Below are 25,564 nucleotides of genomic sequence, written 5' to 3'. Positions count from 1 at the left end.
CTGTCAGAGGTAGCCGGGGAAGGGCTGGACGCCCATGAGGACCGCGCCCGCGCCGTCGTACACGCCCTCCTGCAGAAAGGCGTGCTGCGGCACGACCGAGGCGTCGCGCAGGTACCGCTGCGTGGGGCTGCCGTCGGCGATGGCGGCGATGCCGCCGAGCTGATAGGCGGCGCGTACGACCTCGAAGGAGGTCTTGGCGAGGTGGGCGGAGGCGAGCCGCAGCGCACTGGCCTGGTCGGCGGTCGCGGGATCGCCCGCCGCCACGGTCGCCCACGCCTCCTCGGTGGCCTCGTAGAAGAAGGCGCGCGCCGACCGCAGTTCGGCCTCCGCCCGGCCCACCGCGATGCGGTAGGTGGCGCGCTCGGCGGGCTTGGGCGCCCCGGTGTACCCGGCTCGGCCGCCGGCGGCGACGGCCTGGTCGAGCGCGGCGCGGGCGACGCCGAGGCCGACGACGGCCAGGACCTGAGCGGCGTACGGGACGGTCGGGTAGCGGTAGAGCGGTTCGTCGACGGTGGGCTCACCGCCGCGGACGAACGTCCACTCCTCGGGGACGACCGCCCCGTCGACGACCAGGTCGTGGCTGCCGGTGCCGCGCATGCCGATGACGTCCCAGTTCTCGACGATCTCCACCTGCCCGGGCCGCAGTACGGCGGTGAGCGGGCGACCGGCGCTGTCCTGACCTGCCTTGATGCCGACTCCGAGGGCGTCGGCGCCCTTGCAGCCGCTGGCGAACTTCCAGCGCCCCGAGACCCGGTAGCCGCCCTCGACGCGCTCGGCGGGCTGCACCGGGAACAGTCCGCCGGCGAAGACCACATCGGGCCCATAGGCGTACAGCTCGGCCTGGCTCTGAAGCGGAAGCGCGGCCAGATAGACGAGGGACGAGCCGAAACTCGCCACCCAGCCGGCGGATCCGTCGACGACCGATATCCGTTCGATCATCCGGAGGAATTCGGCGGGCGGCAGGGCGTCGCCGCCGAATTTCTTCGGTGTACTCGCCCGGTAGATTCCCGCGTTCTTGAATTCGGCGATCACATCCCGGGGAATGTGCCGCTTCTCCTCGAATTCGCCGCGCCGCTCGGCGACCACGGCCAGCACCCGGTCGAACGCCGTGGACGACCGCCCTGCGGCCGCCGCCGCTCCATCCAGTATCTGCGTCATGAGCGATTCCCCTCGCGTTGCCGGACGGTTGTCCCGCCCGCCTTGTCATCACGCTATGAGGGGTGGCCGATCGCCCACAATCGGGAGTTGGCCGCATTGCGTAGGGGATTTCCCGTACGGATAAGGGTCGGTCACAGGAGGTTCTTCCGCACGACTCCGGCCTGCGCGACCAGGACCACATTCCCGGGGCTGCCGAGCACGGCGACGTCGCGGAGCGGGTCCCCGTCGACGACCACGAAGTCGGCTTCCTTGCCGGCCTCCAAGGAGCCCAGCCGGTCGTCGACGCCGAGGAGGCGGGCTCCGTTCAAGGTGCCGGCCGTGATCGCGTCGAGGGTGTCCATGCCCAGTTCGACCAGGTAGGAGAGTTCGAGCAGATTGCGGGCGTGCGGGACGACTCCGGCGTCGGTGCCCAGGGCGATGGGGACGCCTCGGCCGATGGCGTGTGCGATGTTCTCCTTGCTGATCCCCGCCCAGCGGCTCTTCTTGCGGTAGTGGTGCTCGGCCATCGCCGCCGGGTCGAGTGGAGCGAAGACGGTGGACAGGGTCGGGACGAGGAACGTGCCCGTCTCCAGCGCCAGATCGCACAGTTCGTCGGTCATCCCGTAACCGTGCTCGATGCTGGTGACCCGGGCCCGCAGGGCATTGCGGATGCCGGCGCTCCCCTGGGCGTGCACCGCCACGGGCTTCCCGCGGTGCCGTGCCGCCTCGTCGACGACGGCGGCCATCTCCTCGTGCGTCAGTCCCTCGTCGTCGGGGTCGTCGTGCGGGCTGCCCATGCCGCCGGTGGCGCAGACCTTCACCACGTCCGCTCCCGCGCGCAACACCCGCCGGACCGCGAGCCGCGCCTCGTCGGCCGTGTCGGCGAGCTCGCCCAGGTGGGGGGCGGCATCGACCCCGCCGGGCAGCGAGCAGTCGGCGTGTCCGCCGGTGTGGCTGATCACCTTCACAGCGACCTGCAGCCGGGGGCCTTCGATCAGATCTCGCTCGATCGCTGTTCGGTATCCCGCGGGGACACCGCCGAGGTCGCGCAGTGTCGTCACGCCCGCCTCCAGGGTGGCGCGCAGCCGCCCCGCGATCTCGAAGGTCGTCACCGTCGGGTCGGCCGCCAGCCCCGCGATCAGCCCGCGTTCCGGGGTCATACACAGATGGGCGTGGCAGTCGAAGAAGCCGGGCAGCAGGGTCCTCCCGCCCAGGTCGGCCGTCGTGGCGGCGGGCGTCGGCGGCGCGGTGGCCGCAGGGCCCGCGTACGCGATCAGTCCGTCGTCGTCCACGATGAGGACCGCGTCGGGGACGGGGGCGGCCCCGGTTCCGTCGATGAGGGTGGCGTGCTGGTATCGGGTGGTCATGACAGCTCCGTTCGGAAGTGGTGGGTGCCTGGACGGGCTCCTGCCCGTCCGGCAGATCGACCAGCGCGGTCGTGCCGGGCGGGACCGTGACGACGACGCGCAGTTCACCCCCGGTGCGGGACCAGGACACCTCGGCGCGGCCGTGCGGGGTGTCGTGGGCGGCGCGGGCGTGGCTCAGCCCGCCGCCGGGGCGGGGGCGGGGGCGGGGGCGGATGCGCCGGTAGCCGGGGGCGGCGGGGCGAGTCCGGCGACGGTGCGGTGCAGCCAGTCGGTGACGTCTCCGAGGGCGTAGTGGTTGAAGGACGTCATCTCGCCGGGGTTGACCGTGCCGTCCGGGAGCATGCTGTCCCAGCGCTCCCAGACGGTGGTCGCGCCCATGGTGACCGGGTAGAGCCAGGACGGGCAGGTCCGCTGCAGCAGGAGCCGGTAGGCCGTGTCGTACTCCCCCACCTCGCACAGGGCGTCGCAGATCAGCGGTGTGCCCACGAAGCCGGTGCCGATGTGGAAGTCCTCCTCGCGGACGAGTTCGGCCAGCCGCCGGCCGGCGCGTGCGCGCTGCTCGTCCGTGGCCAGGAGCCCGAAGCGCAGGGCGAGGGCGTACGCGGTCTGCGCGTCGCTGGTGAGACGGCCGTCCGGGGTGAGGTACCGCGCGCGGAAGGCGGCCCGCACGGCGTCGGCCAACTCGGCGTAGTGGGCGTGGTCGTCGTGGCGGCCGAGCGACTTGGCCGTGCTGGCGAGCAGTTCGGCCGAGTAGGCGTAGTGGGCCGTGGCCACCAAGTGCGGGTCGGTCCTGGCCTCGCCCGGGCGGTCCGGCGGGGCGGCCGGGTCGAGCCAGTCGCCGAGCTGCCGGTCGGTGTCCCACACGTGCCGGTCGCCGGTGACCGCCGTGATGCCGTCCGCCCAGGCCCTCATGCTGTCGTACTGGTCGGCGAGAATCCGGAGTTCGCCGTATCTCTCGTACATCACCCAGGGCACGATCACGGCCGCGTCCCCCCAGGCCGCGGCGCGCAGTTCGGGAAACCTGGTGGCGATGTATGGCACGTACATCGGAACCCTGCCGTCCGGGTGCTGCCCGGCGGCGAGATCCGCCAGCCACGAGCGGAGCAGCCCCGGGCACCGGTGCGGGAACGTCGCGGTGGGCGCGAAGACCTGGAGGTCACCGGTCCAGCCCAGGCGCTCGTCGCGCTGCGGGCAGTCGGTGGGGATGTCGACGAAGTTACCGCGCATGCCCCACACCACGTTCGCGTGCAGGCGGTTCAACAGCGGCTCGGAGCACTCGAACCATCCGCTGCGGCGCATGTCGGTGTGCAGGACGACGGCCTGGACATCGCCCGGCGCGGGCTCCCCGGGCCAGCCGGTGATCTCGGCGTAGCGGAAGCCGTGGAAGGTGAACCGCGGCTCCCATTCCTCCCCGCCGGGCACGCCCCGCAGGGTGTACGTGTCCGTGGCCCGCGCCTCCCGGAGCGGCCGGAGGGAGAGTCCCCCGTCTTCCAGCACCTCGGCATGGCGCAGGGTGATCGTACGTCCGGGCTCTCCGCTGACCCGGATGCGGAGCCGGCCGACGAGGTTCTGGCCGAAGTCGAGGATCGTCCGGCCGGAGGGCGAGGTCCAGGCGGCGACCGGGTCCAGCGTCGCGGTGCGGCGCACGGGCGGGCCGTCGCGGGCGACCAGGCGCGCCGGGCCGTACGCCACGACCTGCACCGCGCTCCAGTCCGACGGGCCGCGGCGGGCGTCGTACTCCTCGCCCTCGTAGATCCCCGAGCTCAGGATCGCGCCGTGCGCGGTCTGCCAGTCGGGGCCGGAGCCGACGGTCTCGGCGGTGCCGTCGGCGTACCGCACCTCGATCTGTGCGAGGGCGGCCAGCCAGTCCCCGTAGTTGTTCCGCAGGCCGCTGCCGATGCCGAGCCGCCCGCGGAGGAACCAGCCGTCGGCCAGCAGGACCCGGATCTCGTTGTCGCCCTCGCGCAGCAGCCCGGTGACCTCGTGGGTCTGGTAGCGCAGGCGCTCGGTGTAGTGGGTCCAGCCGGGGGCCAGAACCTGGTCACCGACGCGCACGCCGTTGATCTCGGCCTCGTAGAGACCGTGGGCGGTGGCGTACAGACGTGCCGAGACGGCGGGGGCACGCGGACGGAACCGGCCGCGCAGCACGGGCGGCGGAACCTGCCGGTCGGTGGGTTCCGGCCAGGCGGGGGACACGAAGCGAGCCGACCAGTCGGCCGGTTCCAGCAGCCCGGCCTCCACCGTCAGCATCTCCGACCAGGGGGACGGCCCCTGATCCCCCGGTCCCCACACCCGGACCGCGACGCCGATCCGCCGACGGGAGCACAGCGCCTCGCCCGGCCACGGCACGAGGACGGAGTCGGCCGACGGGCGGTGGGCGCGGCGCACCTCGCGATCGCCGTCGGTGAGCCGGATCTCGTAGGCCGTCTGGCTCCAGCCGGGCCGGTCGGTGACCGTCCGCCAGGACAGCCGGGGGCGCCTCTCCCCGATGCCGAGGGGTTCTTCGTGGTGCTCGGCCCCGAGGCCGGTGACGCGGAGGCGATGGTCGGTCATGGACTCGCTCTTCCTTGTGTCTTGACCGCCGGCAGCGTGAACCGGAAGACCGCGCCGCGCGGCCGGTTCGGGCCGGCGTCGATGTGGCCGCCGTGGCGGGTGATGATGCGGTGGCTGAGTGCCAGGCCGATGCCGCTGCCGTTCTCCTTGGAGGTGAAGACGCCGTCGAAGATCCGGTCGCCGGGCGGCAGGCCGCGGCCCCGGTCCTGGACGATGAGTTCCACGCCCCCGTCCGCCACCGGCCGCGTGGCGATGCGCACCCTGCGCTCGGGTGACGGGCAACGGGCCATCTCGTCGATCGCGTTGAAGGCGAGGTTCATCACGACCTGCCCGATGAGCACGTTCTCGCAGCGCACCGGCAGCGGCTCGGTGGCGAGGTCGAGCTCGACGGCCACCGTGTGCTCCTGGGCCCGCAGCTCGATGAAGTACGCGCAGTCGCGCACGATCGCGTTGAGGTCGGTCAGCCGCTCGGAGGGCTCCAAGCGGCCCACGTACTGCCGCAGGCTGCCCAGGATGCGCCGGGCGCGCTCGATCTGCCGGACGGCGTTGTCCAGCCCCCACACCACGGACTCGTCACCACTGCCCAGCCGGCCGCGCGCTCCTTCAACGAAGTTGTACGCGGCGGCCAGCGGCTGGCTGACCTCGTGGGCGATGGCCATCGCCATGTCGCCCATGGCGTTGTACCGGGCGAGGTGGTCGAGGTGCTGGGTGTCGCGGCGGTGCTCCTCCTCTGCGCGCACCCGGTCGGTGATGTCGTAGAAGAGAAGCATCCGGCCGCGCAGATCGCTCTCGATCTCGATGTACTGGCAGGTCGCCGCGTACCAGCGCGGTGCGCTTCGGGGTGCGGCGAACCGGTAGCGGCCCTCTCGGGCCGGCACGGCGCCGTCGCGGCAGTAGTCGGCGAAGTCCGCTCCATAGATGCCGTCGCCGAGCAGCCGCACCGCCGACTCGCTGGCGAAGACGACACGGTCCGCGTCGTCGAGGACGACGATGCCCTCGGCGAGGCTGCCCAGGAAAGTGCGCAGCCGACTCTCGGTGCGGAACAGGTCGTGCCGGATCGCCTTCTCCTCGGCGATGTCGCGGAACTGGACCATCACCACCGTCCGGACCGGCAGGTCGACGCGGATCGCGATCGCCTCGGTGAGGATTTCCTCGCCGCTCTTGGACCGGTAGCACCACTCGGTGGCGCTGGTGCCGTGCTCGACGGCCTGCCCGAGCCAGCGGTGTCCGAGCTCGCGGCTGTACTGGCGGGCGTTCTTGCTCATGTCCGGCGCCTTGAGCGGCCTCAGCTCGTCGACGGTCCAGCCGAGCAGGTCGCAGGCCGCGCGATTGGCCCACAGGATCTGGTAGGTGCGGGCGTCATGGAGCAGGACGCAGTATTTGAGGGCTTGGGTCAGCTCCCGGAAGTCGGCGGGGGCGAGGGGATCCACGGCCGTTCCTCTCATTGGCCTCATTGGCCTCACTCGCCCGCCGGGAGGCGCAGCCCCAGCCGGAGCACGTCGTGTACGAGGGTGGCGATGCTCTCGGCGCCGGTCTTCTCCCGGATGCGGGCACGGTGCACATCGACGGTTTTGGCGCTGATGCCCAGCCGCCCCGCGATCCGCTTGTTCGGCTCACCGTCGACGGCCAGCGCGAGCACTTCCCGCTCCCGTACGGTCAGACCGTCCAGCTTCGCCCGCAGCTCGCTCTGCCGGGCCGCCCACGCGAAGCGCTCGCGGGCCGTGCGCTGGGCGGCCTGCACGACGTCGAGCAGGTGCTGGGGGTCGTAGGGCTTCTCCAGAAAGTCGACGGCCCCGTTCTGCAGGGCGCGGACCGACATCGGGATGTCGCCGTGCGCGGAGACGAAGACGACGGGTAGCGGTGCCCCCGTCTCGTTCAGCAGCCGCTGGACGTCGAAGCCGCTGAGCTCCGGCATACGGACGTCGAGCACCAGGCAGGCGGGTCGGGCGCGGTCGTAGGAGCGCAGAAAGGTCCGGGCGTCCCGGAAGCGCTCCGAGCGGATGCCGATCGATTCGAGGAGCCAGGCCAGCGACGCGCTCAGCTCCTCGTCGTCGTCCACGATGTAGACCAGGCACATCTCAGCCGCTCCAGACGGCCTGGGCGGTCCAGTACTCGCTTCCGTCGGCGCTGATCCCGCGCCGCCACTCGGTGGTGCGGCGCAGAGTGGGTTCGACGCGTGCGGTCGCCGCGTCCGCGCCGTCCGGGCCGTCCTCGTCGACCTGCCAGTGGACCCAGTTGACCTCCCGGCCCGTGCCGTCGTGCACGAACAGGTCGACGTGGTGCCAGCCGTAGTTGTGGGTGTCCGCGTAGCAGGTCAGCAGCATGGTGCGGTCGTTCATCGCTCCCCCGGCAGCGGTGCGGTGAAGAGTCGTTCGGTGCGGAAGGCGGAGATACGGGGCCGGTCCGGGTCGAGCCGGAAGGTCACATCGAGCCGGGCGACCATGAGCTCGGCCTCGCCCGACTCGTACCGCGAGAGCTGCTGCATCGGCCAGCTCCCCCGCACACCGCGCCCGCCCCCGTCGACGGTGCCGGGGAACAGCAGGTGCACATTGGTACGGAAGTGGGGGTGGGGCGGCAGATAGGCCGTCAGCATCGCGACGATCGCCTCGCGGCCCTCGGTGCGGCCGAACTTCTCGGCGTAGGCGCTGCCGCCGCCCTCCCAGACGGCGTCCTCGGTGAACAGGTCACCCAGCTCGCCCTCAGCACCCGCCGGTACGTCGCACAGCGCGAGATACCGGGTCAGGGTGGCCGAGCACGCTTCGTACGCGTTCATGAGGCGGCCTGCCTCAGCCGTTCCGCGCGCCGCTGTGCCTGCCGTTCCGGGTCCGGGACCGGCGCCGCGAGCAACAGCCGCTTGGTATAGGCGTGTTCCGGGGACTCGGTGACCCGGGCCGCGTCGCCCGACTCCACGATGTCGCCGCGGTACAGCACGGCCACCCGGTGGCTGATGTGCCGTACGACGGACAGGTCGTGGGTGACGAAGAGGTACGCCACACCGGTCGCCTCCTGGATCTCGATGAACAGGTCGAGCACCCGGGCCTGTGTCGTCAGGTCCAGGGCGCTGACCGGTTCGTCGCAGACGATCAGCTTGGGGTCCCGGCACAGGGCGCGTGCGATGGCGATCCGCTGGCGCTGGCCTCCGGAGAACTCACGGGGCAGCCGCCGGGCCGCGTCCTGGGGGAGATACACGTGGTCCAGCAGCTTCTGCACCCGGGTTTCCGCGTCCGCGCGCGCGACACCGGTCACCAGCAGCGGTTCGGTGAGGATGTCCATGACCGTCATGGCCGGGTTGAGCGAGGTGAACGGGTCCTGGAAGACGACCTGGATGTCCTTGCTGAGCCCCCGCCGCTCCCGTTTGCCGAGCCGGGAGATGGGCCTCCCCTCGTACCGGATCTCGCCGCCGGTGACGGGTGCGAGGCCGAGGACGGCCCGGCCCAGGGTCGTCTTGCCGGAGCCGGACTCGCCGACCAGGCCCAGGGTCTCGCCGGGCTCGATGGCCAGGGAGACACCGTGCAGGACGCGGAAGGGCTTCCTGCCTCGGCCCTTTCCGGGGTACTCCACGACGACGTCGTCGAGTTCGAGCAGCGGTGAGGTCATGACGTCACCTCCTTGAGGGGCTTGTCGGGGGCGCGCAGCTCACCGCGCGCGGGCCCGCCTTCGAGCGTCGAGTCCAGGAGCATGCGCGTGTACCCGTGCTCCGGCGCCGCGAAGATCTGCCGGGCCGGAGCGGTCTCCACGATGCGGCCCTTTTGCATCACCGCGACCCGGTCGCAGATATCGGCCACGACACCGAAGTCGTGGGTCACCAGGATCATGCCCATCTCGCGCTCCTGCTGGAGCGAGCGCATCAGGTCCAGCACCTCGGCCTGCACGGTGACGTCCAGCGCCGTGGTCGGCTCGTCGGCGATCAGCAGCCGCGGGTCGCAGGACACGGCGCCGGCGATGAGGACGCGCTGGGCCATACCGCCGGAGATCTGGTGCGGATACGACCTGAACACCCGCTCCGGGTCCGGGATGCCGACCCGTGCGAGGAGTTCGAGCGCCTTGGCGCGGGCCTCGGCCCGGGAGAGCCCCAGGTGCTTGCGCATGGGCTCCACGAGCTGGGAGCCGATCCGGAAGCACGGGTCCAGGTTGGACATGGGCTCCTGGGGGATGTAGCCGATGCCGCGCCCGCGCAGGGCGTTCAGCGCGGCGAGGTCCAGGCCCAGCAGATCCTTCCCGTCGAAGACCAGCCGGTCCGCCGTCACCTCGGCCTCGTTCGGCAGCAGCCCGAGGACGGAGAACGCCGTCTGGCTCTTGCCCGAGCCGGACTCGCCGACCAGGCCCAGCACCTCACCGCGTGCCACGGCGAGGCTCACCCCGTCCACGACGGTCTTGTCGCCGCCGGGCTTCGGGTAGCCGACGCGCAGCCCCTCCACGGTGAGCAGGCGGTCCGCGGGCGCCTCGGCCACCTCGGCCACCGGGGCCGCGGACCTTCGCTCGACGCGCTTGCGGCGCCTGACCACCCGGGGCTCGGCCGTGCCCAGCGCGTCGCGCACCGCGTTGCCCAGCAGGCTCGACGCCAGGATGGTCAGGCCCATCGCGGCGCCCGGCCAGACCAGCAGCGCGGGCGCGTTGTAGATGTTCGTGAAGGCGTCGCCCAGCATCGCGCCCCAGCTGGCCTGGGACGCCTTGCCCAGGCCGAGGAAGGCGAGCCCCGCCTGGATGCCGATCGCCACGGCGAACACCTGGGTCGCCTGGATGAGGGACGGGGCGATCACCACGGGCAGGACGTGGCGTCGCATGATGCGCCCGTCGCCGAGCCCCGAGACGCGGGCGGCGTCCACGTACAGCTCCTCGCGGACCGCGATCACCGATGCGCGGATGAGGCGGAAGACCATCGGGGCCATGATGACGCCCAGGACGACCATGGCGACGTTGAGGTCCTGCGAGACGGCCGCCATCACGACGAGCATCACGATGATGGCGGGCACGGCCATGATGACATTGACGATCCAGCCGGCCACGGCGTCGAACCAGCCGCGGTAGAAGCCGCTGATCAGACCGAGCGGCCCGCCGACCGCGAAGGCGACCAGGACGGCGAGCGTGCCGCCCACGAGGCTGGTGCGGCCGCCGTACAGCAGCCGTGAGAGCACGTCCCGGCCGACGCCGTCGCCGCCGAGCGGATGGCTGCCCGACATGGGCGCGAGCGTGTCCGCCATGACGCTGTGGTCGGGCTCGTAGCCGGTGAGCAGCGGTGCCGCCAGGCTCGCGACGATCAGCAGCGCCAGCACGACGAGACAGCCGACAGCCAGCGGATCGCGCAGCGCCCGGCGCACGACGCCGTCCCGTTGGGGGGCCGGAGGGGTCTCCACGGCGGTCATGAGACACGCACCTTCGGGTTGAGCCAGCCGTACGCGATGTCCAGCAGCAGATTGACGGCGACGACGATGCCGACGGTGACCACGACCGTGCCCAGCAGCACGGGCGCGTCACCGCGTACGGCGGCCGAGTTGGCGAGGGTCCCGATGCCGGGCAGGCCGAACACCTTCTCCACCACGACGGCGCCGCTGATCAGGCCGATGAACTGCAGGGCGATGACGGTCAGGGCGGGCGGGGCGGCATTGCGCAGCGCGTGCTTGAACACCACGCTGCGGGTGCTCAGGCCACGGCTGCGCAGTGTGCGCACGAAGTCGGCGCGCAGTACGTCGATCATCGCGCCGCGCACCTGCATCGCGGTGGCCGCGGTCGCGGCGACGGCCAGGGACATCGCGGGCAGGATGATCGAGCGGAACCAGTCGGTGGCGGAGGTGCCGAGGGCGACATAGCCGGTGGCGGGCAGCCACCCGAGCTGGACGGCCAGGGTGACCACGAGGACCAGGGCGATCAGGAAGCTGGGCACCGCGGTGCCCAGCACGGCGGCGAACTGCACCACGCGGTCCACCCAGCCGCCGCGCAGCGCCGCCGCCGCGCCCAGGGCGACGCTGAGGACCGCGGCGATCAGCAGGCCGGTCAGCACCACGGAGAGGGTGACCGGCAACGTGTCCATCAGGGACCGGTTCACCGAGTCGCCGGTGAACCACGAGCTGCCCAGGTTTCCCTGCGCGGCCTGTTCGACCCAGTGCCAGTAGCGCTCCACCAGGGGCTGGTCAAGACCGAGTTCATGGCTCTTGGCGGTCACGGCGGACCGTGAGGCGGTCTCGCCCAGAACGTTGCGGGCGACGTCGGTGCCCGTGAGGTTCAGCAACAGGAACGTCGCGGTGGCCACGACGACCACCAGGACGGCACCGGCGGCTATGCGCCGGAACAAGAAGACGAGCACGGTCAGTTCCTCCTTCCGCGTGTCGAAGCGGGCCCGGTGGCTACTTGGCCGCCGGTGCGTAGTTGTAGATCGGCGGGTACTGGGTGCCGGCCTGCGGCGTCACCTTCACGTCCTTCGCGGTCGCGTACGCGTTGGCGATGACGTTCCAGGGCGCGTTCCACGCCTGCTCGACCACGTAGGTGTTGAGTTCCTTGAACAGCTCCGACCGCTTGGCTCCGGTCGCCTTGCCGATGCGTGCGACGAGGTCGTCGGCCTTCGGGTCGTCGTACTTGAAGGGGTTCCAGGTCGACTTCTTCGTCAGCTGAAGCTGGACCTTGTCCCATACCGTGGGCGCACCCAGCTTGAAGTACGACATCGCGTACTTACCGGACAGCATGCTGCTGAAGACCTGGTCGCCCGGCAGGTTGTCCAGCTTCACCTTGATGCCGATGTCCTTGAGGGACTGGGTGAGCGCGGCCTGCTCCTGCGGGAACATCGCGGAGAGGTCCGGGATGGTGACGGAGAAGCCGTCCGGGTAGCCGGCCTCGGCCAGCAGCTTCTTGGCCTTCGCCGGATCGTAGGAGTAGGTGTCGTCGAGCCCGGCGTCGTGACCATCCTCACCGGGCGCGAACAGCTGCGTGGTGGGCGTGCCGAGCCCGGTCTTGGCCGACTTGATGATGGCCTGCCGGTCGAAGGCGTGGTTGAGCGCCTGGCGGACCTTCAGCTTGCCGAGGGCGGGCACCTTCTTGCCGGCGCGGTCCCAGATGTACAGGCCCTCGATGTCGCCGGGCTGGTAGGTGACGACGTTCAGACCGCGGCCCTTGACGGTCGCCACCCGGTTGAGGTTCAGGGTGGCGCCGTCGAGCTGCCCGGACAGCAGCGCGTTGGTGCGCGCGGTCGGGTCGGCCAGGTACTTGACGACGATCTTGTCGTAGGGGAACGCCTTCGTGTTCCAGTAGTCGGGGTTGCGCTTGTAGGTGTACGTCTGCCCGGCGGTGGTGGCCGACGTGTCCAGCTGGTACGGGCCCGAGCCGACCGGGACCTTCGGGTTCTTGAGCGACTTGGGGCCGGCGATCATGCCGGAGACCTGGCCCAGCGCCGAGAGCAGTGACGCGGTGGGGTGGCTCAGCTTGATCGCCACCGTGTGGGCGTCGACGACGTCGACACCGGTGATGTCCTGGATCTCTCCGGCGGCGGTGCCCGTGCCGCTCTTGGTGTGCAGCAGGCTCTGCCTGACCGCGTCCGCGTCGAGCGCCGTGCCGTCGGTGAACTTCACCCCGGTGCGCAGCTTCAGCGTCAGGGTCGTCTGGGTCTTGTCGTACGACCACGACGTGGCCAGGTTGGGGGTCGGCTCACCCTTGGCGTCGAGCCGGATCAGCGTGTCGAAGACCGGCTGGTAGTACTGGGCCTCGGGGCCCATGCTCGCCTTGGCCAGGTCCCACGGCGTGGCCGTGACCGACTCGGCGAGGGTCAGTGTCTTGTCGCCGCCGGCGGCCTGGGTACCGCCGCCGCAGGCCGTCGCCGTCGCTGTCAGAAGTCCGGCGCCGATGATCGCCACTGTCTTGCGCATGTTCTCTCCACCTGGTTCACGTACTGGATCACCTCGTTGTCCCCCGTACCGCCCTGCCGTCGGCCGTGCGAAGCCGGTCCAGCTCCGCGTAACCCGGTCACGGCTACGCGTACTGGGCGGCCCACTCCCCGCACAGCCGCACGCTCTCCTCGGGGGTCGGCCGGGCCCCGCGGTCGACCTCGACGATCAGCCAGCCATCGAAGTCGTCGGGCAGCGCGCCGACGAAGCCCTCGATGTCCGCGTTTCCATGGCCCGGCTCCGACCACAGCCCCGCGAGCACCGTCTTGCGGTAGTCCCAGCCCGCCTCCCTGGCCTGGGCCGCGAGGCCGAGGTCCAGATCCTTGATGTGGACGCTCGCCACGCGGTCCGCGTAGTCGCGCACCAGTTGCGCGGCGTCCGCGCCCGCCCAGGCCAGATGGCCCATGTCCGGCCCGAAGGCGAGGACGGAGGCGTCGACGGTGTCGAGGACGAAGCGGGTCTCCTCCTCGGTCTCGGCCCAGGTCCCGACGTGCGGGTGGAAGGCGGGGGCGATCCCCTCGGCCCGGATGATCCCGGCGATCTCGGCCAGGAGGTCCCGTACCCGCTCCAGCCGCCCCTGGTCGGCGAGGTGGCCGACCGCGGGACGGGCCACCCGCTCCGCGTCCTTCGCCATCCCCATGGCGAGGAAGACCGTGTCCACGCCCAGCTCCGCGTGGTGTCCGGCGACGCGCGCCGCGGTGTCCCGGAACGTCCGCCGCTCGGCGTCGTCGTCGGTGAGCCGGACGGGGATGTAGCCGGGCGCGGGGCTGATGCCGTGGTCGGCGAGGCGGGCCGCGTACGCCTTCGGGGTCAGGTCGCCGGGCACGGCGCTGTGCAGGGCCTTGATGCCCGCGTCGCGGATGACGGCCAGCTGCTCGTCGAGGGGCGGGGCGAGCGTGGGATCGATCCAGCCGTCGGCGCTCGCGACCCACTGCAGGGGGTTGATGGCGAGGCGGTCCTGCCTGATCTTCATCGTCTGTGGTCCTTTCAGTGGCCGGTCACGGATCAGTGGGCGTAGCGCGGCTCGGGGCGCTCGCAGCTGCTCCGCAGCTGGACGACCCGGTTCTCCCGCTGTGCGGTCTCGAAGCTCGCCAGCACCTCGAGGGTGTGGAAGGCGAACTGCGGATTGGCGCGGTGCGGGCCGCCGTCGATGGCGCCCGCGAGGTCCCGCACGCCCAGTCCGCGGCGGTGTTGCTCGGGGGTGTCCACGGCGCCGAAGAGCTCGGTGACCGGGGTGAGCACCCGCCAGTCCTCGTCCTGGTGGCGCTTGATGCGCACATCGCCGTCGAAGAAGTTGGGGTTGGGCAGGGCGAGGGTGCCCTCGGTGCCGTAGATCTCGATGCGCGGCAGTTCGGTGTCCCAGACGTCGAAGCTCATCAGGGTGGTGCCGATGGCCCCGGAGGCGAAGGTCAGCACGGCCGAGGCGTGGGTGGGGACCTCGACGGTGATCTCGTCGACCACCCGCTCGGGGCTGGTCACCTTGCGGGTCTTGGCGCCGATGCGGGTGGCGGCGGACACCTGCCGGACCGGGCCGAGGCAGTTGACGAGCGCGGCCAGATAGTAGGGGCCCATGTCGAGCACGGGCCCGCCACCCGGTCCGTAGAAGGCGCGGGGGTCCGGGTGCCAGGTCTCTGCGCGGCTGGAGCGTACGAAGGCGGTGGCGCCGACGGGTTCGCCGATCAGGCCGGTGTCGATGGCCTGCCGGGCGGTCTGCACGGCGCTGCCGAGGAAAGTGTCCGGGGCCGAGCCCAGCAGCTTCCCGCCGGCCGCGGCGGCTTCCAGGACCTCGCGGGCCTCCTCGACGGTGGCCGCGATCGGCTTCTCGACGTAGACGTGTTTACCGGCTTCCAGCGCGGCGATGACGGTCTTGGCGTGGAACCGCGGCGGAGTGATGTTGATGACGATCTCGACGGCGTCGTCGCTGAGCAGTTCGTCGGCGCCGCCCCAGGCGGGGATGGCGTACTCGGACGCGGCCTGCTTCGCGCGGGCCTCCTCGACGTCGGCCACACGGACCACTTCGAGCTCCGGAAAGTTGCGCAGGCCCTCGACGTAGCGGCCGAATATGTTGCCGGCGCCCAGAATCCCGATGCGGTGCCGTGCTGGTTGCTGAGCCATGAATCTCCTGCGATACGTGGTGAGTTGGGTCAGGCGACGATCAGGGGGCGCAGTGTCCGGTGGGCGATCTCCAGACCGGTTTTGACCTTCTCCTCGGTGCCGCTCCACACCGGGTCCTCGTGTTCGACGGAGAGGGTCCCGGTGAAGCCGTTCTCGTACAGCGCGTCCACGACGGCGTTCCAGTCGACCTGGCCGCGGCCCGGGACGCGGTAGCGCCACCAGCCGGTGTCCCATGGGTCCTCGCGCCGGACCGCCTTGCCGAAGAAGCCGTAGCGGTCGACCTTGCCGGGGAGGATCTGGAGGTCCTTGGCCTGGGCGTGCACGATCTTGTCGGCGTAGGGCGCGATGGTCGTCACCGGGTCGATGCCGATCCAGGTCAGATGTGACGGGTCCCAGTTCAGATACAGCCCGAGGGAGAACATCCACTCCCACAGCTCTGGTGAGTAGGCGAGGTTGCCCGGATAGCCGTCCGGGTGCCAGCCCTCCATCACACAGTTCTCGATGATGATCCGCACCCCGCGCTCCCCCGCGTACTCGACGAGCTCGGGGAAGATCTTCTGGGCCTCGCCGAGGTTGTGGGCGACGGGCCTGGTCCAGTCGCGGCCGACGAAGGTGCCCACGTACGGGACGTCCAGCGCCTGCGCCACGTCCACCACCGCCTTGAGGTGGGTGTGGATCTCGGCCCGCCGCCCGGGGTCGGGATGGAGGTTGTTCTCGTAGTAGGCGAGCGCGGAGATGTCCAGGCCGTGGCGGCCGAGCAGCGCCCGGGTCTCGTCGGCCGCGCGGTCGTCGAACCCGGTCACCGGAAGGTGGGACGCCTCGAAGTCACGGCCTCCGGTGCGGGGCCAGGCGGCGACCTCCAGCGCCTGGTATCCGGCGGCGCCCGCCCAGGAGGCGATCTCGGCGAGGGAGAGCTGGGGCAGGCAGGCGGTGAGCATGCCGAGTTTCATGCGGTGGACTCCAGGGCTGTCAGTGCAGTCGGTGCTACGGGTGCTGTCGGTGCGGGGTCGACGTCGACCCAGCTGAGCGAGGCGGAGGAGGTCAGCACCGCCTCGACGATCCGGGCCGAGCGGACGCCGTCCTCCCCGGTAGGCAATCCCTCGGGCGCTTCGCCGCGGATCGCCGCGTAGGCGTCGGCGACGAAGGAGTTGAAACAGTCGGCGTAGCCCTGGGCGTGACCGGCGGGCAGCCGGGAGAGCCGTCGCTGCTCGGCCGATCCGTGGTTCGGGTCCCGGACCAGCACACGCGCTCCGTCCGGGGCGCCGAGCCATACGGTCTCGGGGCTCTCCTGGTCGAAGACCGCGCTCGCGGCCGAGCCGTCGAGCTCGAACCACAGCCGGTTCTTGCGGCCGGCCGACACCTGGGAGACGGTCAGCGTGCCCAGGACACCGCCGTCGGTGCGCAGCAGCACCGTCGCCACGTCCTCGGTACGCACCCGCACCCGCGGGCCCTCGCCCGTCGTCGCGAAGCTGGCGCCCGTGCCCGCGGGGCGCGTGGCGACGGTGGTGCCGAGCCGCGCGGTCAGTGTGGTGAAGCGGACCCCGGTCACCCATTCGACAAGGTCGCACCAGTGCGATCCGATGTCCGCGAACGCCCGCGACGGTCCGCCGTCAGCCGGGTCGACCCGCCAGGACATGGCGTTCTCGGAGAGCATCCAGTCCTGCAGATAGCTGCCGTGGAGCAGTTGCCATGCCCCGAACTCGCCACGCAGCCGGCGCTCGCGGATTTCCCGGACCAGGGGGTGGTAGCGGTAGACGAAAGGCACCGCGAGCACCAGGCCCGCTTCCCGGGCCAGCCGCGTCAGCCGTTCCGCGTCGGCGGCCGTGGTGGCGAGTGGCTTCTCGCAGATCACATGCTTGCCCGCGCGCAGCGCCGCCTCGGCCTGCCCGACGTGCAGCGCGTTCGGGGTGCACACATGGACCACCGAGACACTGTCGTCGGCGAGCACCGCCGCGAAGTCCGGGTAGCGGCCAGGCACTCCCCACTCATCGGCGGCCCGCGCGCTTCGCTCGGGGGTCGAGGCCACCACTCCGGCGAGTTCGCCCCCGGCCGCCCGGATCGCGGCCGCGTGCACGGCACCGATCATCCCGGCCCCGGAAACCACCACCCGAAGCGAGTCATTCATCGTGTGCACCTCCGCCGTCCGGCAGTCGACCGCAGCCTGAACGCCGCGCTGCGCATCACCATCGTTTAGTTCACACAGCAAGCACAAGATGGGATATTTAATTTTTTTCAAGGCCTAAGTTCGGCCAATCTTCGGTCGTCATGCCCCATTAACTCCTGATGGAGGGCATTGGTACAGGCCTGAGAAGAGAACCGTTGACGAACACAAGCATGCTTCATTACGGTCACTTGAATGCATAAAGACGACGGCTACGCTGAGGAACCACCTGCCCCCGGATCGGTCTCGCAGGCCCTGCGCCGGGTGTTGGGCCTCGTGGTCTCCGGGGAGGCGACCAACCGCGCCGAAATCGCCCGGCGCAGCGGCCTGGCCCGGTCCACCGTGGGCCAGCAGGTCGACCACCTCGTCGGTACCGGCATCCTGCAGGAGGTCGAGTCGAGGCGGTCCGTCCGGGGGCGGCCGCCCCGGGTGCTGACGATCAGCCCACAGGCCGGAACCGTCGTCGTCGCGGACGTCGACACCGCCGCCTCCCACGTGGCCATCGCCGATCTCACCCGCCGGCTCATCGCACAGAGCACGGTCGACATCCGGATCGACGCCGGCCCGCAGGCGGTGCTGGACGCGGTGACCGAGCGGCTGCGAGAGCTGCTGGAGAAACACCACCGCGATCCCGACCGCGTACGCGAGGTGGTCATCGGCCTGCCCGGACCGGTCGACTTCCAGCAGGGCTGCGCGGTACAGCCGACCGGCATGCCCGGCTGGGACGGCTACCCCGTCGCCGACCACCTCCGGACACGTTTCCGCGCCCCCGCCGTGGTGGACAACGACGTCAACCTGATGGCCCTGGGCGAAGCCGTACAGGGCGGGGCCGAGACGCCCCTGCTGTGCATCAAGATCTCCACCGGCATCGGGTCCGGGCTCATCACCGCGACCGGCCAGGTGTACCGCGGCGCCGACGGAGCCGCCGGCGACATCGGCCATATCCGGGCCGTCGGCGGCGGCAGCGTCCTGTGCGTCTGCGGCAACATCGGCTGCGTCGGCGCGATCGCCTCCCACCGGGCCGTCCTGCGCGGCCTCGGCATCCCCGAGTCAACGGATGACGACCTGCTGTACGGCACGCGCGTGCTCGCCGAGCGCATCGCCAACAGCGACCCGACGGCCCTGCATGCCGTGCGTCAGGCCGCCACGGAGATCGGCGAGGTGGTGGCCATGCTGGTCCATATGTTCAACCCGCGCAGCGTGATCCTGGCCGGCCCGCTGAGCGAACTCCGCGACGACCTGGTCTCCGCCGTACGAGCCGCTGTGTACCAGCGCGCCCTTCCCCTGGCCACCCGCAAACTGACCATCACCGCGACACAGCTCAAGGGCAGCTCCGGACTGCACGGCGGAATCGCCCTCGCCACACAGGACGTCTTCGGGCCCGCGGGCATCGCGCGACTCCTGGCCGACGCACCCGGGGCGGGCGTTTAGGGCGCATCCTGGACCGGGCCGGATCAGCGAGCGGCCGAAATCGCCTCCGGGCCGCCGTTGAGCAGAAAGACGCCCAACGGGATCTCGGAATGCGCGGCGAAGCGCGCGCACCAGGCGCTCGCTGTCTCCGCCGCGGACACGTGGCCGTGCGCCTGGATCGCCTGCCAAGCGCGCAGCTGCCGCATGCACCTCGGCAACCATTCCGAGACAATCAGGTTCCCCATCCGGGACCGCGGCGCGCACTTCACCAACAGCTTCGGCACCGCCTCCAGACCAGCGGTGTGCAGGTCCTCCTGACACTTGCCACGGTGCTCCCGGATTGACGCCATTGCAGAACACCGCCATGGCCCGCCCGTCGCAGCGGACCGTGGTGCCGGGACACTCGCCCCGGCACCGCCCAACCCACACCGCTGTTTCTCACCATCACACCCCTTGACGTGCTGGGCATCCCGTTGTGCAATCGATGCCGTCATCGATTGCACAAGGAGTGCGTGTCATGAATCCCATGGATCTGCGCGGTCTCGTCCCCGCCCCGGTCACCGCGTTCACGGCCGACGGCGAGGTCGACCACGCGGCCAACGCCGACCTCGCGCGCTGGCTGATCTCCGTCGAAGGGGTCAAGGGCCTGGTCTGTCTCGGCCATGCCGGTGAGGGCACCTACCTGACGGCCGAGGAGCAGGTGGCGCTCATCCGCACGCTCGTCGAGGCCGTCGGCGACAGGGTGCCGATCATCGCGGGCATCACCGGCGAGGGCACGAAGACCGCGGCCCTGGAGGCCAAGCGGGCGGCGGAGGCCGGTGCGATCGGCGCCCTGGTCTACCCCTCGCACGGCTGGCTGCGCTTCGGCTTCCAGCCCGGGGCGCCGCAGGAGCGCTACCGGGCGATCCACGAGGAGTCCGGGCTGCAGTGCATCCTGTTCCAGTACCCGGACGCCACCAAGGCCACATACGACCTGGAGACCCAGCTGGAGATCGCGGCACAGCCCGGCGTGGTGGCCACCAAGAACGGGGTGCGCAACATGCGTCGCTGGGACACCGAGATCCCGGTCCTGCGAGAGAACTTCCCCGGCTTGCAGATCCTCACCTGCCACGACGAATACCTGCTGCACACCATGTTCGATGTCGACGGCGCCCTCGTCGGCTACGGCGGCCTGGCCCCCGAGCCGCTGGTCGAACTCATCGCTGCCGGCAAGGCCAAGGACTACCCCAAGGCGCGAGAGGTCCACGACCGGCTGCTGCCAGTGACCAAGGCCGTCTACCACCGCGGCTCCCATATGGAGGGCACCGTCGCTCTCAAGATCGGCCTGAAGGCCCGTGGCATCCTGAAGGACGCCACCGTCCGGCAGCCGTTGCAGCCGCTCGGCGAGACCGCGGTGGCCGAGATCGAGTTCGCCCTCAAGCAGGCCGGGATCGTCTGACCGGCATCCCGCCGCTCGACACCAGACCTCGCCCAGCCCCGCCCGGCCGTGGCGAGATCCACGGTCTTCCCTACCCGGTCAGGACCTCCCGGCCGGGCCCTGGCAGGACCGGCAGCGGAAAGCTGCCGGTCCTGTGTCCCCACCCGCCGGCCAGCAACCCCACCTCAACGGCGAGGAACCACATGACAACTTTTGTCGCCGACCCGGGAGCAGCAAGAGCCACCAGCGCCGCACTGGTGGCCCGCCTCGAACGACTCCCCGTCACACGCCGGCTGATGCTGATCCGCGTCATCGTCGGCAGCGCCACCTTCTTCGACGCCTACACCGTCCTGGCCATCGCGTTCGCGATGCCGGAACTGGTGGACGCCTGGCACCTCAGCTCGTCCCAGGTCGGGCTCATCCTGTCGGCCGGCTATCTCGGCCAGCTGGTCGGAGCGCTCGTCTTCGGGGCGCTGGCGGAGCGGATCGGACGCCTGCACACCCTGCTTATCACCATCGTGCTCTTCGTGTCGATGGACCTCGCGTGCCTGTTCGCGTGGAGCGGCACGTCCATGATGGTGTTCCGCTTCATCCAGGGCATCGGCACCGGCGGTGAGGTCCCGGTGGCCAGCGCCTATATCAATGAGTTCATCGGCGCCCGCAAACGCGGCCGCTTCTTCCTTCTGTACGAGGTCATCTTTCCGACCGGCCTCATGTTCGCCGGGATCGCCGGATACTTCCTGGTGCCGATCTTCGGCTGGAAGGCCCTGTTCGTCGTCGGCATCATCCCCTCCGTGCTCGCCATCCCACTGCGCTGGGTGATGCCGGAATCCCCACGCTGGCTCGCCGCCAAGGGGCGGTACGAGGAGGCCGACGCCGTCATCCGGAAGCTGGAGGACGACGCGACCAGGCAGGGGCTTCCACTGCCCGAGCCGACCATCCGTCCCGTGGACACCAAGTCCGCGGCCCGCTCGGGCTGGCGAGAGCTCTTCGGCGGCATTTACCTCAAGCGGACCCTCATGATCTGGGTCCTGTGGATCTGTGTTTACACGATCAACAACGGCCTGGTCACCTGGCTGCCCACCCTCTACAAGAAGGTGTTCCACCTCCCGCTGGAGACCAGCCTTGCCTACGGCTGGATCACCTCGGGTGTCGGCGTCGTCGCCTCCGTCATCTGCGCCCTGCTGATCGACCGGGTCGGCCGCAAACGCTGGTACGCCACCGCCTTCCTGGTCGCGACCGTGCCGCTGCTCCTGCTCACAGCACTCGGCGCGACCACCGCCACCCAGGTGGTCGTCCTCGCCCCCATCGCCTACGCGATCCTGCAGACCATCTCCTTCTCGCTCTACCTCTACTCCGCCGAGCTCTACCCCACCCGACTGCGCGCCATCGGTACCGGTTTCGGCAGCGCCTGGCTCAGGGCCGGATCCTCCATCGGACCGGTCATGGTGGGCTGGATCGTCGCCGACCTCGGCATCCGGTACGTCTTCACGGCCTTCGCCGCCGTGGCCCTCATCGGCGGCCTGGTGACCACAGTCTTCGCGATCGAGACCAAGGGAAGAGTCCTCGAGGAACTGTCGCCCTGAACACGTGCCCGACCCGCCCCGTCCGCGGATTCCTTCCGCGGACGGGGTTGGCGTTACCGGACCAACGACGCCCATCGGTTGTGCAATCGTTTTCCAACGAGTTGCACAAAGGGGTAGGCTTCGCGTGTCGAACGGGCCGGGAGAGGGGACATCGAGACGATGGGCAGTCCGGAAGCCAGGGACTCCACGCCTGCGGCAGCCGGTAACAAACCACCGACCATCGCCGATGTGGCCAGGGCCGCCGGGGTCAGTCCCTCCACGGTTTCCCGCGCGCTCAACCGCGAACACCGTTTCTACCGCAGCCCGTCCGCCGCACGGATCCGCGAGGTCGCCGACGCCATCGGCTACGCCCCCAATCCCGTGGCGTCCAACCTCCGCCGGCGGCAGACCAACACCATCGGCGTGCTGGTTCCCCGCCTCACCGACACCGTGATGGCCATGCTGTACGAAGAGGTCGCGGCCGCCAGTCTCAGGCGCGGCTACCACACACTGGTCGCCACCACCCACGACGACCCCGCCCGCGAACACGAGAACGGCGACGTCCTGCTCCAGCGCCGCGTCGACGGCCTGATCCTCACCACCGCCCGCACCGACGGCGGCTTCTGCCAGGACCTGACGCACAAGGGTGTGCCACACGTCCTGGCCCTGCGCAGGTACGGGGAGAGCTCGGCCGCGGTGGGCGACGACCACCTCGGCGGCTATCTCGCCACCCGCCACCTCATCGACCTCGGCCACCAGCGCATCGCCCTGATCGCCGGCCCCACCTACGCCTCCAGCGCCCTGGGGCGCCGCGCGGGCTACCAGGAAGCACTCCGGGAAGCCGGGCTCCCCCTCGACGAACGGCTGATCCTGCCCTCCACCTTCAGCATGGAAAGCGGCGAGGAAGCCGGCCAGCAGTTGCTGGCCCTCACCCCGAGGCCCACGGCGGTGTTCGCCGTCAACGACAACACCGCCATCGGCGTGCTCGCCGCCGTCCAACGCGCCGGCCTGCGCGTACCCGAAGACCTCTCCGTCGCGGGCTACAACGACATCCCCCTCGCCGCCCGTCTGGCCCTGCCGCTCACCACCGTTCGCGTCCCCTTCGACGCCATCGCCACCGCAGCCGTCGACCAACTCATCGACCTCATCAACGGCGCACCCGCCGAGACCCGGACCTTCGCCCCCACCCTCATCCCCCGCCGCACCACCGTGCGCGCAGCCTGACCACAGGCGACACCAACCCGACGCACGACGAACCCACCACCTGCCATGCGCGGACCATCCTCGGCCACACCTCCGGCCCGACCTCCACACCCGCTCCGGCCGCCCGGTCGGCGAGGTGAGCAAGTCGTCGAGGCCATCCTCGTACGCCCGCGACAGCGGCCTCAACCAGCGGTTCCAGCGGCGAGCGGCCTGCCGACAGTGCGTGCCCGGCGGGTGGTGGCGCCTATTGCCACCACCCGCACCGGCCCCCAGCGGCCCGGCACACACCGCGTCCTCCGACGCCGGAGACCACCGCAACGCCGGCTTCAGCTCCAGAAGGCCAGGGCCTGTGACCTTTCCCTCTTAGCGTAGAGACCACAGCTGCAGGGGAAGTTGGGAGTCATGGCGGGCAAGAGACGGAAGTTCGACACGGAGTTCCGTGAGGGGGCTGTGCGGATCGTCACCGAGACTGGCAAGCCGATCGCGCAGGTCGCGAAGGATCTGGGGATCAACGAGACCACGCTGGCCAGCTGGGTGTCCCGGGCCCGCGGGGCCGGCGGGGCCGGGCCGGTGGGTGAGAGCGAGGAACTCGCGCGGCTGCGGCGGGAGAACGCCCAGCTGAAGAGGGACAACAAGGAGCTGGCCATGGAGCGTGACGTGCTCAAACGCTGCATGGTCTTGTGGGTGAAGTAGCTGTGGCGGACCCGGCGGTGCTCGTCGGGGTGATCAGCGACCAGAAGACCGTGCACAGCGTTCCGCACCGCACCTCCTGTCGGGCGCTCGGCATGTCGGAGGCGTGGTTCTACAAGTGGCGCCGCCGGCCGTCCGAGCCGACGAAGCGCGAGGCCAGGCGGGCGGTGTTGGCCGAGCGGATCCGCTACTTCTTCGACCGCTCGGGACAGACGTACGGCTCGCCGAGGATCACGCTGGACCTGTGGGAGGAGGGATGGCAGGTGTCGCAGAACACCGTCGCCGAGATCATGGCGGAGCTCGGTCTGCAGGGCCGCAAGCCGCCACGCCGACGCCGTTCGCTGACCCGCCCCGGCAAGCGGAAAGCCTGAAAGGTGTCTTTATTGCCCTACGGAGGTTGACCTGGGGCTTTGCGATCGCTCAAGTATGGGCATGATCACTGATCGTGGGTCTGCGACTGCTCTACCTGATCTTCTGCCGACTACTGGGCTGCCTCCTCCTGCTGAGCCGATCGACCGCCGCGAACAACGCCGAGATCCTTGCCCTTCGCCATGAGGTCGCTGTGCTTCGCCGGCAGATCGAGCGGCCGCGGCTCTCATGGGCTGATCGTGCCGTGCTCTCCGCTCTCGCACGGCACCTGCCACCCTGTGGGACTCTGTCGCCCGATCCGCGTTGAGGACCGACTCGATCAGCGCCACCTGGGCGTTCCCCGCCAGCGGTCCGCCGGTTTCGCCAGGTCGACTGAATCGGGCGACAGAGTCCCTCGTGTTTCGCACTTTTGGGATCACTGGGTCGGTGGACGGGTGTTCGTTGATGCGCTCGATTGGGTGGCGCGAGACTGTACTGGTCATGGAATGTGACAGGTAGGCAGAAGCATCGGCGGTGTCTGTTTCACCCAGTTGAGAGTGATCCGCCGATGCTTCCAGTGGGCACGATACCGCCGTCCTTATCCGCTTTGCTGGCTGTCTGCCGTTCCTGCTTCACCACTCCGACGTTCCGCACGTCCTGTGTTCTGCTGACCGGGCTGATCACACAGACGCGCCGCCGCACGGTGTGCGGAATGTTGCTGGGCACGGGGTTGGAGCGGGTGTGGCACCACGCCCGGTGTCACCGCCTGTTCTCCACCACCCGCTGGTCGGCCGACGAGGTCGGCCTCGCCCTGGCGGCTCTGGTCGTGGCACGTCTTCTCCCGGACGGTGCACCGCTGCAGGTCGCGGTCGATGACACCCTGTTCAAACGGTCGGGGAAGAAGGTGTTCGGCGCTGCCTGGCAGCACGACGGCGCCGCGAGGGGGCCGCGCCCGGCCGGGCCGAGCGGCTCCGCGACAGCCTGGCCGAACACCAGCCGCCCCGGGTGCGCCCGCCGGGCAAGGTGTCCAGCTACGACAACTACGGCGTGGCGCTGGCCGGATACCTGGTCGAGCTGGCCTCGGGCGAGCCCTTCGCCGCGTACGTCGACCGCCACATCCTGCGGCCCCTCGGGATGACCCGCACCTCCTTCGCCCAGCCGCACCCCGCCGCCATCGCCACCGCACGCGCCGACGGCTACCGCCCCGACGGCAAGCGGCAGGTGCCCGCCGAGGGCCAGTACGGCGCCTGGACCCCGACCGGCGCCGCGGCCGTCACCACCGCCACCGACATGGGGCGGCTGATGCTCGCCCAGCTCGCGGGCGGCAGCCTCGACGGCCACCGGGTGCTCGGTGAGCGGCTGACCCGGGCCATGCAGCACCGCCAGTTCGCCAACGACCCCAGGCTGCCCGGCATCGGCTACATCCTTGAGCAGCGTGATCGGGACGGCCACCGCATGCTGGTCAAGGACGGTGACATCCCCGGCTTCCACGACAACCTCGCGCTGCTGCCCGACCGGGACACCGGCGTGTACGTCGCGTACAACGGCGACGGCAAGGACGGCAGCGCCTCCTGGGCCGGCCAGGAACTCGTCAACCACGTCGCCGACCACACCTTCGGCACCCCGCGCCACGCGGCCGCCGCCCGCATGGGCGAAACCGGCAAGTTCACCGGCTTCTACCGCTCCACCCGCACCAGCCACTCCGACCTCACCCGCGCCGCCGCGCTGAC

At 70.5% G+C, this 25,564-nt stretch carries 23 protein-coding genes and 3 pseudogenes; 9 read left to right on the top strand and 17 right to left on the bottom strand.

Going from position 1 to position 25,564, the window contains the following annotated elements; all coding sequences use genetic code 11:
- Positions 1–3: 3 nt before the first annotated feature.
- The 16 genes and pseudogenes from ACH4U7_RS51425 to ACH4U7_RS51350 form a co-directional block, all read right to left on the bottom strand.
- A complete protein-coding gene (locus tag ACH4U7_RS51425) occupies positions 4–1,158 on the bottom strand; it encodes an acyl-CoA dehydrogenase family protein (protein ID WP_398534662.1) in 1,155 nt (384 codons plus the stop codon).
- A 131-nt stretch (positions 1,159–1,289) separates the two neighbouring features.
- Positions 1,290–2,504, bottom strand: coding sequence for an amidohydrolase family protein (locus ACH4U7_RS51420; protein WP_398534661.1), 1,215 nt, complete (start codon positions 2,502–2,504; stop codon positions 1,290–1,292).
- Positions 2,505–2,595: 91 nt separating this feature from the next.
- Positions 2,596–2,718 (bottom strand): annotated as a pseudogene (locus ACH4U7_RS51415) (alpha-L-rhamnosidase C-terminal domain-containing protein); the annotation flags it as partial.
- A complete protein-coding gene (locus tag ACH4U7_RS51410) occupies positions 2,679–5,057 on the bottom strand; it encodes a family 78 glycoside hydrolase catalytic domain (protein WP_398534660.1) in 2,379 nt (792 codons plus the stop codon). The pseudogene ACH4U7_RS51415 and the gene ACH4U7_RS51410, both read right to left, overlap by 40 nt.
- The gene (locus ACH4U7_RS51405; protein ID WP_398534659.1) at positions 5,054–6,487 is read right to left on the bottom strand and encodes an ATP-binding protein; all 1,434 of its coding nucleotides are present in this window, start codon (positions 6,485–6,487) and stop codon (positions 5,054–5,056) included. Before ACH4U7_RS51405 ends, ACH4U7_RS51410 begins: the two co-directional genes overlap by 4 nt.
- A 29-nt stretch (positions 6,488–6,516) precedes the next feature.
- Positions 6,517–7,134, bottom strand: coding sequence for a response regulator transcription factor (locus tag ACH4U7_RS51400; protein WP_398534658.1), 618 nt, complete (start codon positions 7,132–7,134; stop codon positions 6,517–6,519).
- Between the two features lies 1 nt (position 7,135).
- Positions 7,136–7,396: a hypothetical protein gene (locus ACH4U7_RS51395; RefSeq protein ID WP_398534657.1), complete on the bottom strand. Its 261-nt coding sequence runs from the start codon at positions 7,394–7,396 to the stop codon at positions 7,136–7,138.
- Positions 7,393–7,830, bottom strand: coding sequence for a nuclear transport factor 2 family protein (locus tag ACH4U7_RS51390; protein ID WP_398534656.1), 438 nt, complete (start codon positions 7,828–7,830; stop codon positions 7,393–7,395). The genes ACH4U7_RS51395 and ACH4U7_RS51390 overlap by 4 nt, the downstream gene beginning before the upstream one ends.
- Positions 7,827–8,654, bottom strand: coding sequence for an ATP-binding cassette domain-containing protein (locus ACH4U7_RS51385; protein ID WP_398534655.1), 828 nt, complete (start codon positions 8,652–8,654; stop codon positions 7,827–7,829). The genes ACH4U7_RS51390 and ACH4U7_RS51385 overlap by 4 nt, the downstream gene beginning before the upstream one ends.
- A complete protein-coding gene (locus tag ACH4U7_RS51380; protein ID WP_398534654.1) occupies positions 8,651–10,420 on the bottom strand; it encodes a dipeptide/oligopeptide/nickel ABC transporter permease/ATP-binding protein in 1,770 nt (589 codons plus the stop codon). Before ACH4U7_RS51380 ends, ACH4U7_RS51385 begins: the two co-directional genes overlap by 4 nt.
- On the bottom strand, positions 10,417–11,358 hold the full coding sequence (locus tag ACH4U7_RS51375) for an ABC transporter permease (protein WP_398534653.1): 942 nt from the start codon (positions 11,356–11,358) through the stop codon (positions 10,417–10,419). Before ACH4U7_RS51375 ends, ACH4U7_RS51380 begins: the two co-directional genes overlap by 4 nt.
- Positions 11,359–11,398: 40 nt before the next feature.
- Positions 11,399–12,907 carry an ABC transporter substrate-binding protein gene (locus tag ACH4U7_RS51370; RefSeq protein WP_398534652.1) on the bottom strand — a complete coding sequence of 503 codons (1,509 nt, stop codon included), beginning with the start codon at positions 12,905–12,907 and terminating at the stop codon, positions 11,399–11,401.
- 103 nt (positions 12,908–13,010) lie between these two features.
- Entirely contained in the window at positions 13,011–13,898 is an 888-nt protein-coding gene (locus tag ACH4U7_RS51365; protein WP_398534651.1) for a sugar phosphate isomerase/epimerase family protein, read from the bottom strand.
- A 32-nt stretch (positions 13,899–13,930) separates the two neighbouring features.
- Entirely contained in the window at positions 13,931–15,040 is a 1,110-nt protein-coding gene (locus ACH4U7_RS51360) for a Gfo/Idh/MocA family protein (RefSeq protein WP_398534650.1), read from the bottom strand.
- Positions 15,041–15,069: 29 nt separating this feature from the next.
- Entirely contained in the window at positions 15,070–15,990 is a 921-nt protein-coding gene (locus ACH4U7_RS51355; RefSeq protein WP_398534649.1) for a sugar phosphate isomerase/epimerase family protein, read from the bottom strand.
- Entirely contained in the window at positions 15,987–17,165 is a 1,179-nt protein-coding gene (locus tag ACH4U7_RS51350) for a Gfo/Idh/MocA family protein (RefSeq protein ID WP_398534648.1), read from the bottom strand. Before ACH4U7_RS51350 ends, ACH4U7_RS51355 begins: the two co-directional genes overlap by 4 nt.
- Positions 17,166–17,396: 231 nt before the next feature.
- On the opposite strand from ACH4U7_RS51350, the gene ACH4U7_RS51345 reads away from it, so the two are divergent.
- Positions 17,397–18,632 carry an ROK family protein gene (locus ACH4U7_RS51345; protein WP_398534647.1) on the top strand — a complete coding sequence of 412 codons (1,236 nt, stop codon included), beginning with the start codon at positions 17,397–17,399 and terminating at the stop codon, positions 18,630–18,632.
- A gap of 23 nt (positions 18,633–18,655) precedes the next feature.
- On the opposite strand, the gene ACH4U7_RS51340 is transcribed toward ACH4U7_RS51345, so the two are convergent.
- Positions 18,656–18,961 carry a hypothetical protein gene (locus tag ACH4U7_RS51340; protein ID WP_398534646.1) on the bottom strand — a complete coding sequence of 102 codons (306 nt, stop codon included), beginning with the start codon at positions 18,959–18,961 and terminating at the stop codon, positions 18,656–18,658.
- 167 nt (positions 18,962–19,128) lie between these two features.
- Here ACH4U7_RS51340 and ACH4U7_RS51335 point away from each other — a divergent pair, with 167 nt between their 5' ends.
- From ACH4U7_RS51335 to ACH4U7_RS51300, 8 genes and pseudogenes are all read left to right on the top strand, one after another.
- A complete protein-coding gene (locus tag ACH4U7_RS51335) occupies positions 19,129–20,049 on the top strand; it encodes a dihydrodipicolinate synthase family protein (protein WP_398534645.1) in 921 nt (306 codons plus the stop codon).
- Positions 20,050–20,231: 182 nt separating this feature from the next.
- Positions 20,232–21,614 carry an MFS transporter gene (locus ACH4U7_RS51330; RefSeq protein WP_398534644.1) on the top strand — a complete coding sequence of 461 codons (1,383 nt, stop codon included), beginning with the start codon at positions 20,232–20,234 and terminating at the stop codon, positions 21,612–21,614.
- A 159-nt stretch (positions 21,615–21,773) separates the two neighbouring features.
- Positions 21,774–22,817: a LacI family DNA-binding transcriptional regulator gene (locus ACH4U7_RS51325; protein ID WP_398534643.1), complete on the top strand. Its 1,044-nt coding sequence runs from the start codon at positions 21,774–21,776 to the stop codon at positions 22,815–22,817.
- A gap of 381 nt (positions 22,818–23,198) precedes the next feature.
- Positions 23,199–23,489, top strand: coding sequence for a transposase (locus ACH4U7_RS51320; protein WP_398534642.1), 291 nt, complete (start codon positions 23,199–23,201; stop codon positions 23,487–23,489).
- Positions 23,477–23,857 (top strand): IS3 family transposase, encoded by a 381-nt coding sequence (locus ACH4U7_RS51315; protein WP_398534641.1) that lies wholly within the window; start codon positions 23,477–23,479, stop codon positions 23,855–23,857. The genes ACH4U7_RS51320 and ACH4U7_RS51315 overlap by 13 nt, the downstream gene beginning before the upstream one ends.
- 74 nt (positions 23,858–23,931) lie before the next feature.
- A pseudogene (locus tag ACH4U7_RS51310) lies at positions 23,932–24,129 on the top strand (integrase); the annotation flags it as partial.
- Between the two features lie 273 nt (positions 24,130–24,402).
- Positions 24,403–24,765: pseudogene (locus ACH4U7_RS51305) on the top strand (transposase); the annotation flags it as partial.
- A gap of 74 nt (positions 24,766–24,839) precedes the next feature.
- A partial coding sequence (locus tag ACH4U7_RS51300; RefSeq protein ID WP_398534640.1) for a serine hydrolase domain-containing protein occupies positions 24,840–25,564 on the top strand: 725 nt, incomplete at its 3' end.

This window comes from Streptomyces sp. NPDC020845 (assembly GCF_044334165.1).
Classification (GTDB): Bacteria; Actinomycetota; Actinomycetes; order Streptomycetales; family Streptomycetaceae; genus Streptomyces.
Note: the sequence above shows the minus strand (reverse complement) of the source record. Positions and strands in the feature narration are given on the sequence as shown.

What these genes read in the sequence shown, in the direction of transcription:
- ACH4U7_RS51425 (WP_398534662.1), bottom strand. Translation starts at nt 1,158, where the DNA reads ATGACGCAGATACTGGATGGAGCGGCGGCGGCCGCAGGGCGGTCGTCC.
- ACH4U7_RS51420 (WP_398534661.1), bottom strand. Translation starts at nt 2,504, where the DNA reads ATGACCACCCGATACCAGCACGCCACCCTCATCGACGGAACCGGGGCC.
- ACH4U7_RS51410 (WP_398534660.1), bottom strand. Translation starts at nt 5,057, where the DNA reads ATGACCGACCATCGCCTCCGCGTCACCGGCCTCGGGGCCGAGCACCAC.
- ACH4U7_RS51400 (WP_398534658.1), bottom strand. Translation starts at nt 7,134, where the DNA reads ATGTGCCTGGTCTACATCGTGGACGACGACGAGGAGCTGAGCGCGTCG.
- ACH4U7_RS51395 (WP_398534657.1), bottom strand. Translation starts at nt 7,396, where the DNA reads ATGAACGACCGCACCATGCTGCTGACCTGCTACGCGGACACCCACAAC.
- ACH4U7_RS51390 (WP_398534656.1), bottom strand. Translation starts at nt 7,830, where the DNA reads ATGAACGCGTACGAAGCGTGCTCGGCCACCCTGACCCGGTATCTCGCG.
- ACH4U7_RS51385 (WP_398534655.1), bottom strand. Translation starts at nt 8,654, where the DNA reads ATGACCTCACCGCTGCTCGAACTCGACGACGTCGTCGTGGAGTACCCC.
- ACH4U7_RS51380 (WP_398534654.1), bottom strand. Translation starts at nt 10,420, where the DNA reads ATGACCGCCGTGGAGACCCCTCCGGCCCCCCAACGGGACGGCGTCGTG.
- ACH4U7_RS51370 (WP_398534652.1), bottom strand. Translation starts at nt 12,907, where the DNA reads ATGCGCAAGACAGTGGCGATCATCGGCGCCGGACTTCTGACAGCGACG.
- ACH4U7_RS51365 (WP_398534651.1), bottom strand. Translation starts at nt 13,898, where the DNA reads ATGAAGATCAGGCAGGACCGCCTCGCCATCAACCCCCTGCAGTGGGTC.
- ACH4U7_RS51360 (WP_398534650.1), bottom strand. Translation starts at nt 15,040, where the DNA reads ATGGCTCAGCAACCAGCACGGCACCGCATCGGGATTCTGGGCGCCGGC.
- ACH4U7_RS51355 (WP_398534649.1), bottom strand. Translation starts at nt 15,990, where the DNA reads ATGAAACTCGGCATGCTCACCGCCTGCCTGCCCCAGCTCTCCCTCGCC.
- ACH4U7_RS51350 (WP_398534648.1), bottom strand. Translation starts at nt 17,165, where the DNA reads ATGAATGACTCGCTTCGGGTGGTGGTTTCCGGGGCCGGGATGATCGGT.
- ACH4U7_RS51345 (WP_398534647.1), top strand. Translation starts at nt 17,397, where the DNA reads ATGCATAAAGACGACGGCTACGCTGAGGAACCACCTGCCCCCGGATCG.
- ACH4U7_RS51340 (WP_398534646.1), bottom strand. Translation starts at nt 18,961, where the DNA reads ATGGCGTCAATCCGGGAGCACCGTGGCAAGTGTCAGGAGGACCTGCAC.
- ACH4U7_RS51335 (WP_398534645.1), top strand. Translation starts at nt 19,129, where the DNA reads ATGAATCCCATGGATCTGCGCGGTCTCGTCCCCGCCCCGGTCACCGCG.
- ACH4U7_RS51330 (WP_398534644.1), top strand. Translation starts at nt 20,232, where the DNA reads ATGACAACTTTTGTCGCCGACCCGGGAGCAGCAAGAGCCACCAGCGCC.
- ACH4U7_RS51325 (WP_398534643.1), top strand. Translation starts at nt 21,774, where the DNA reads ATGGGCAGTCCGGAAGCCAGGGACTCCACGCCTGCGGCAGCCGGTAAC.
- ACH4U7_RS51320 (WP_398534642.1), top strand. Translation starts at nt 23,199, where the DNA reads ATGGCGGGCAAGAGACGGAAGTTCGACACGGAGTTCCGTGAGGGGGCT.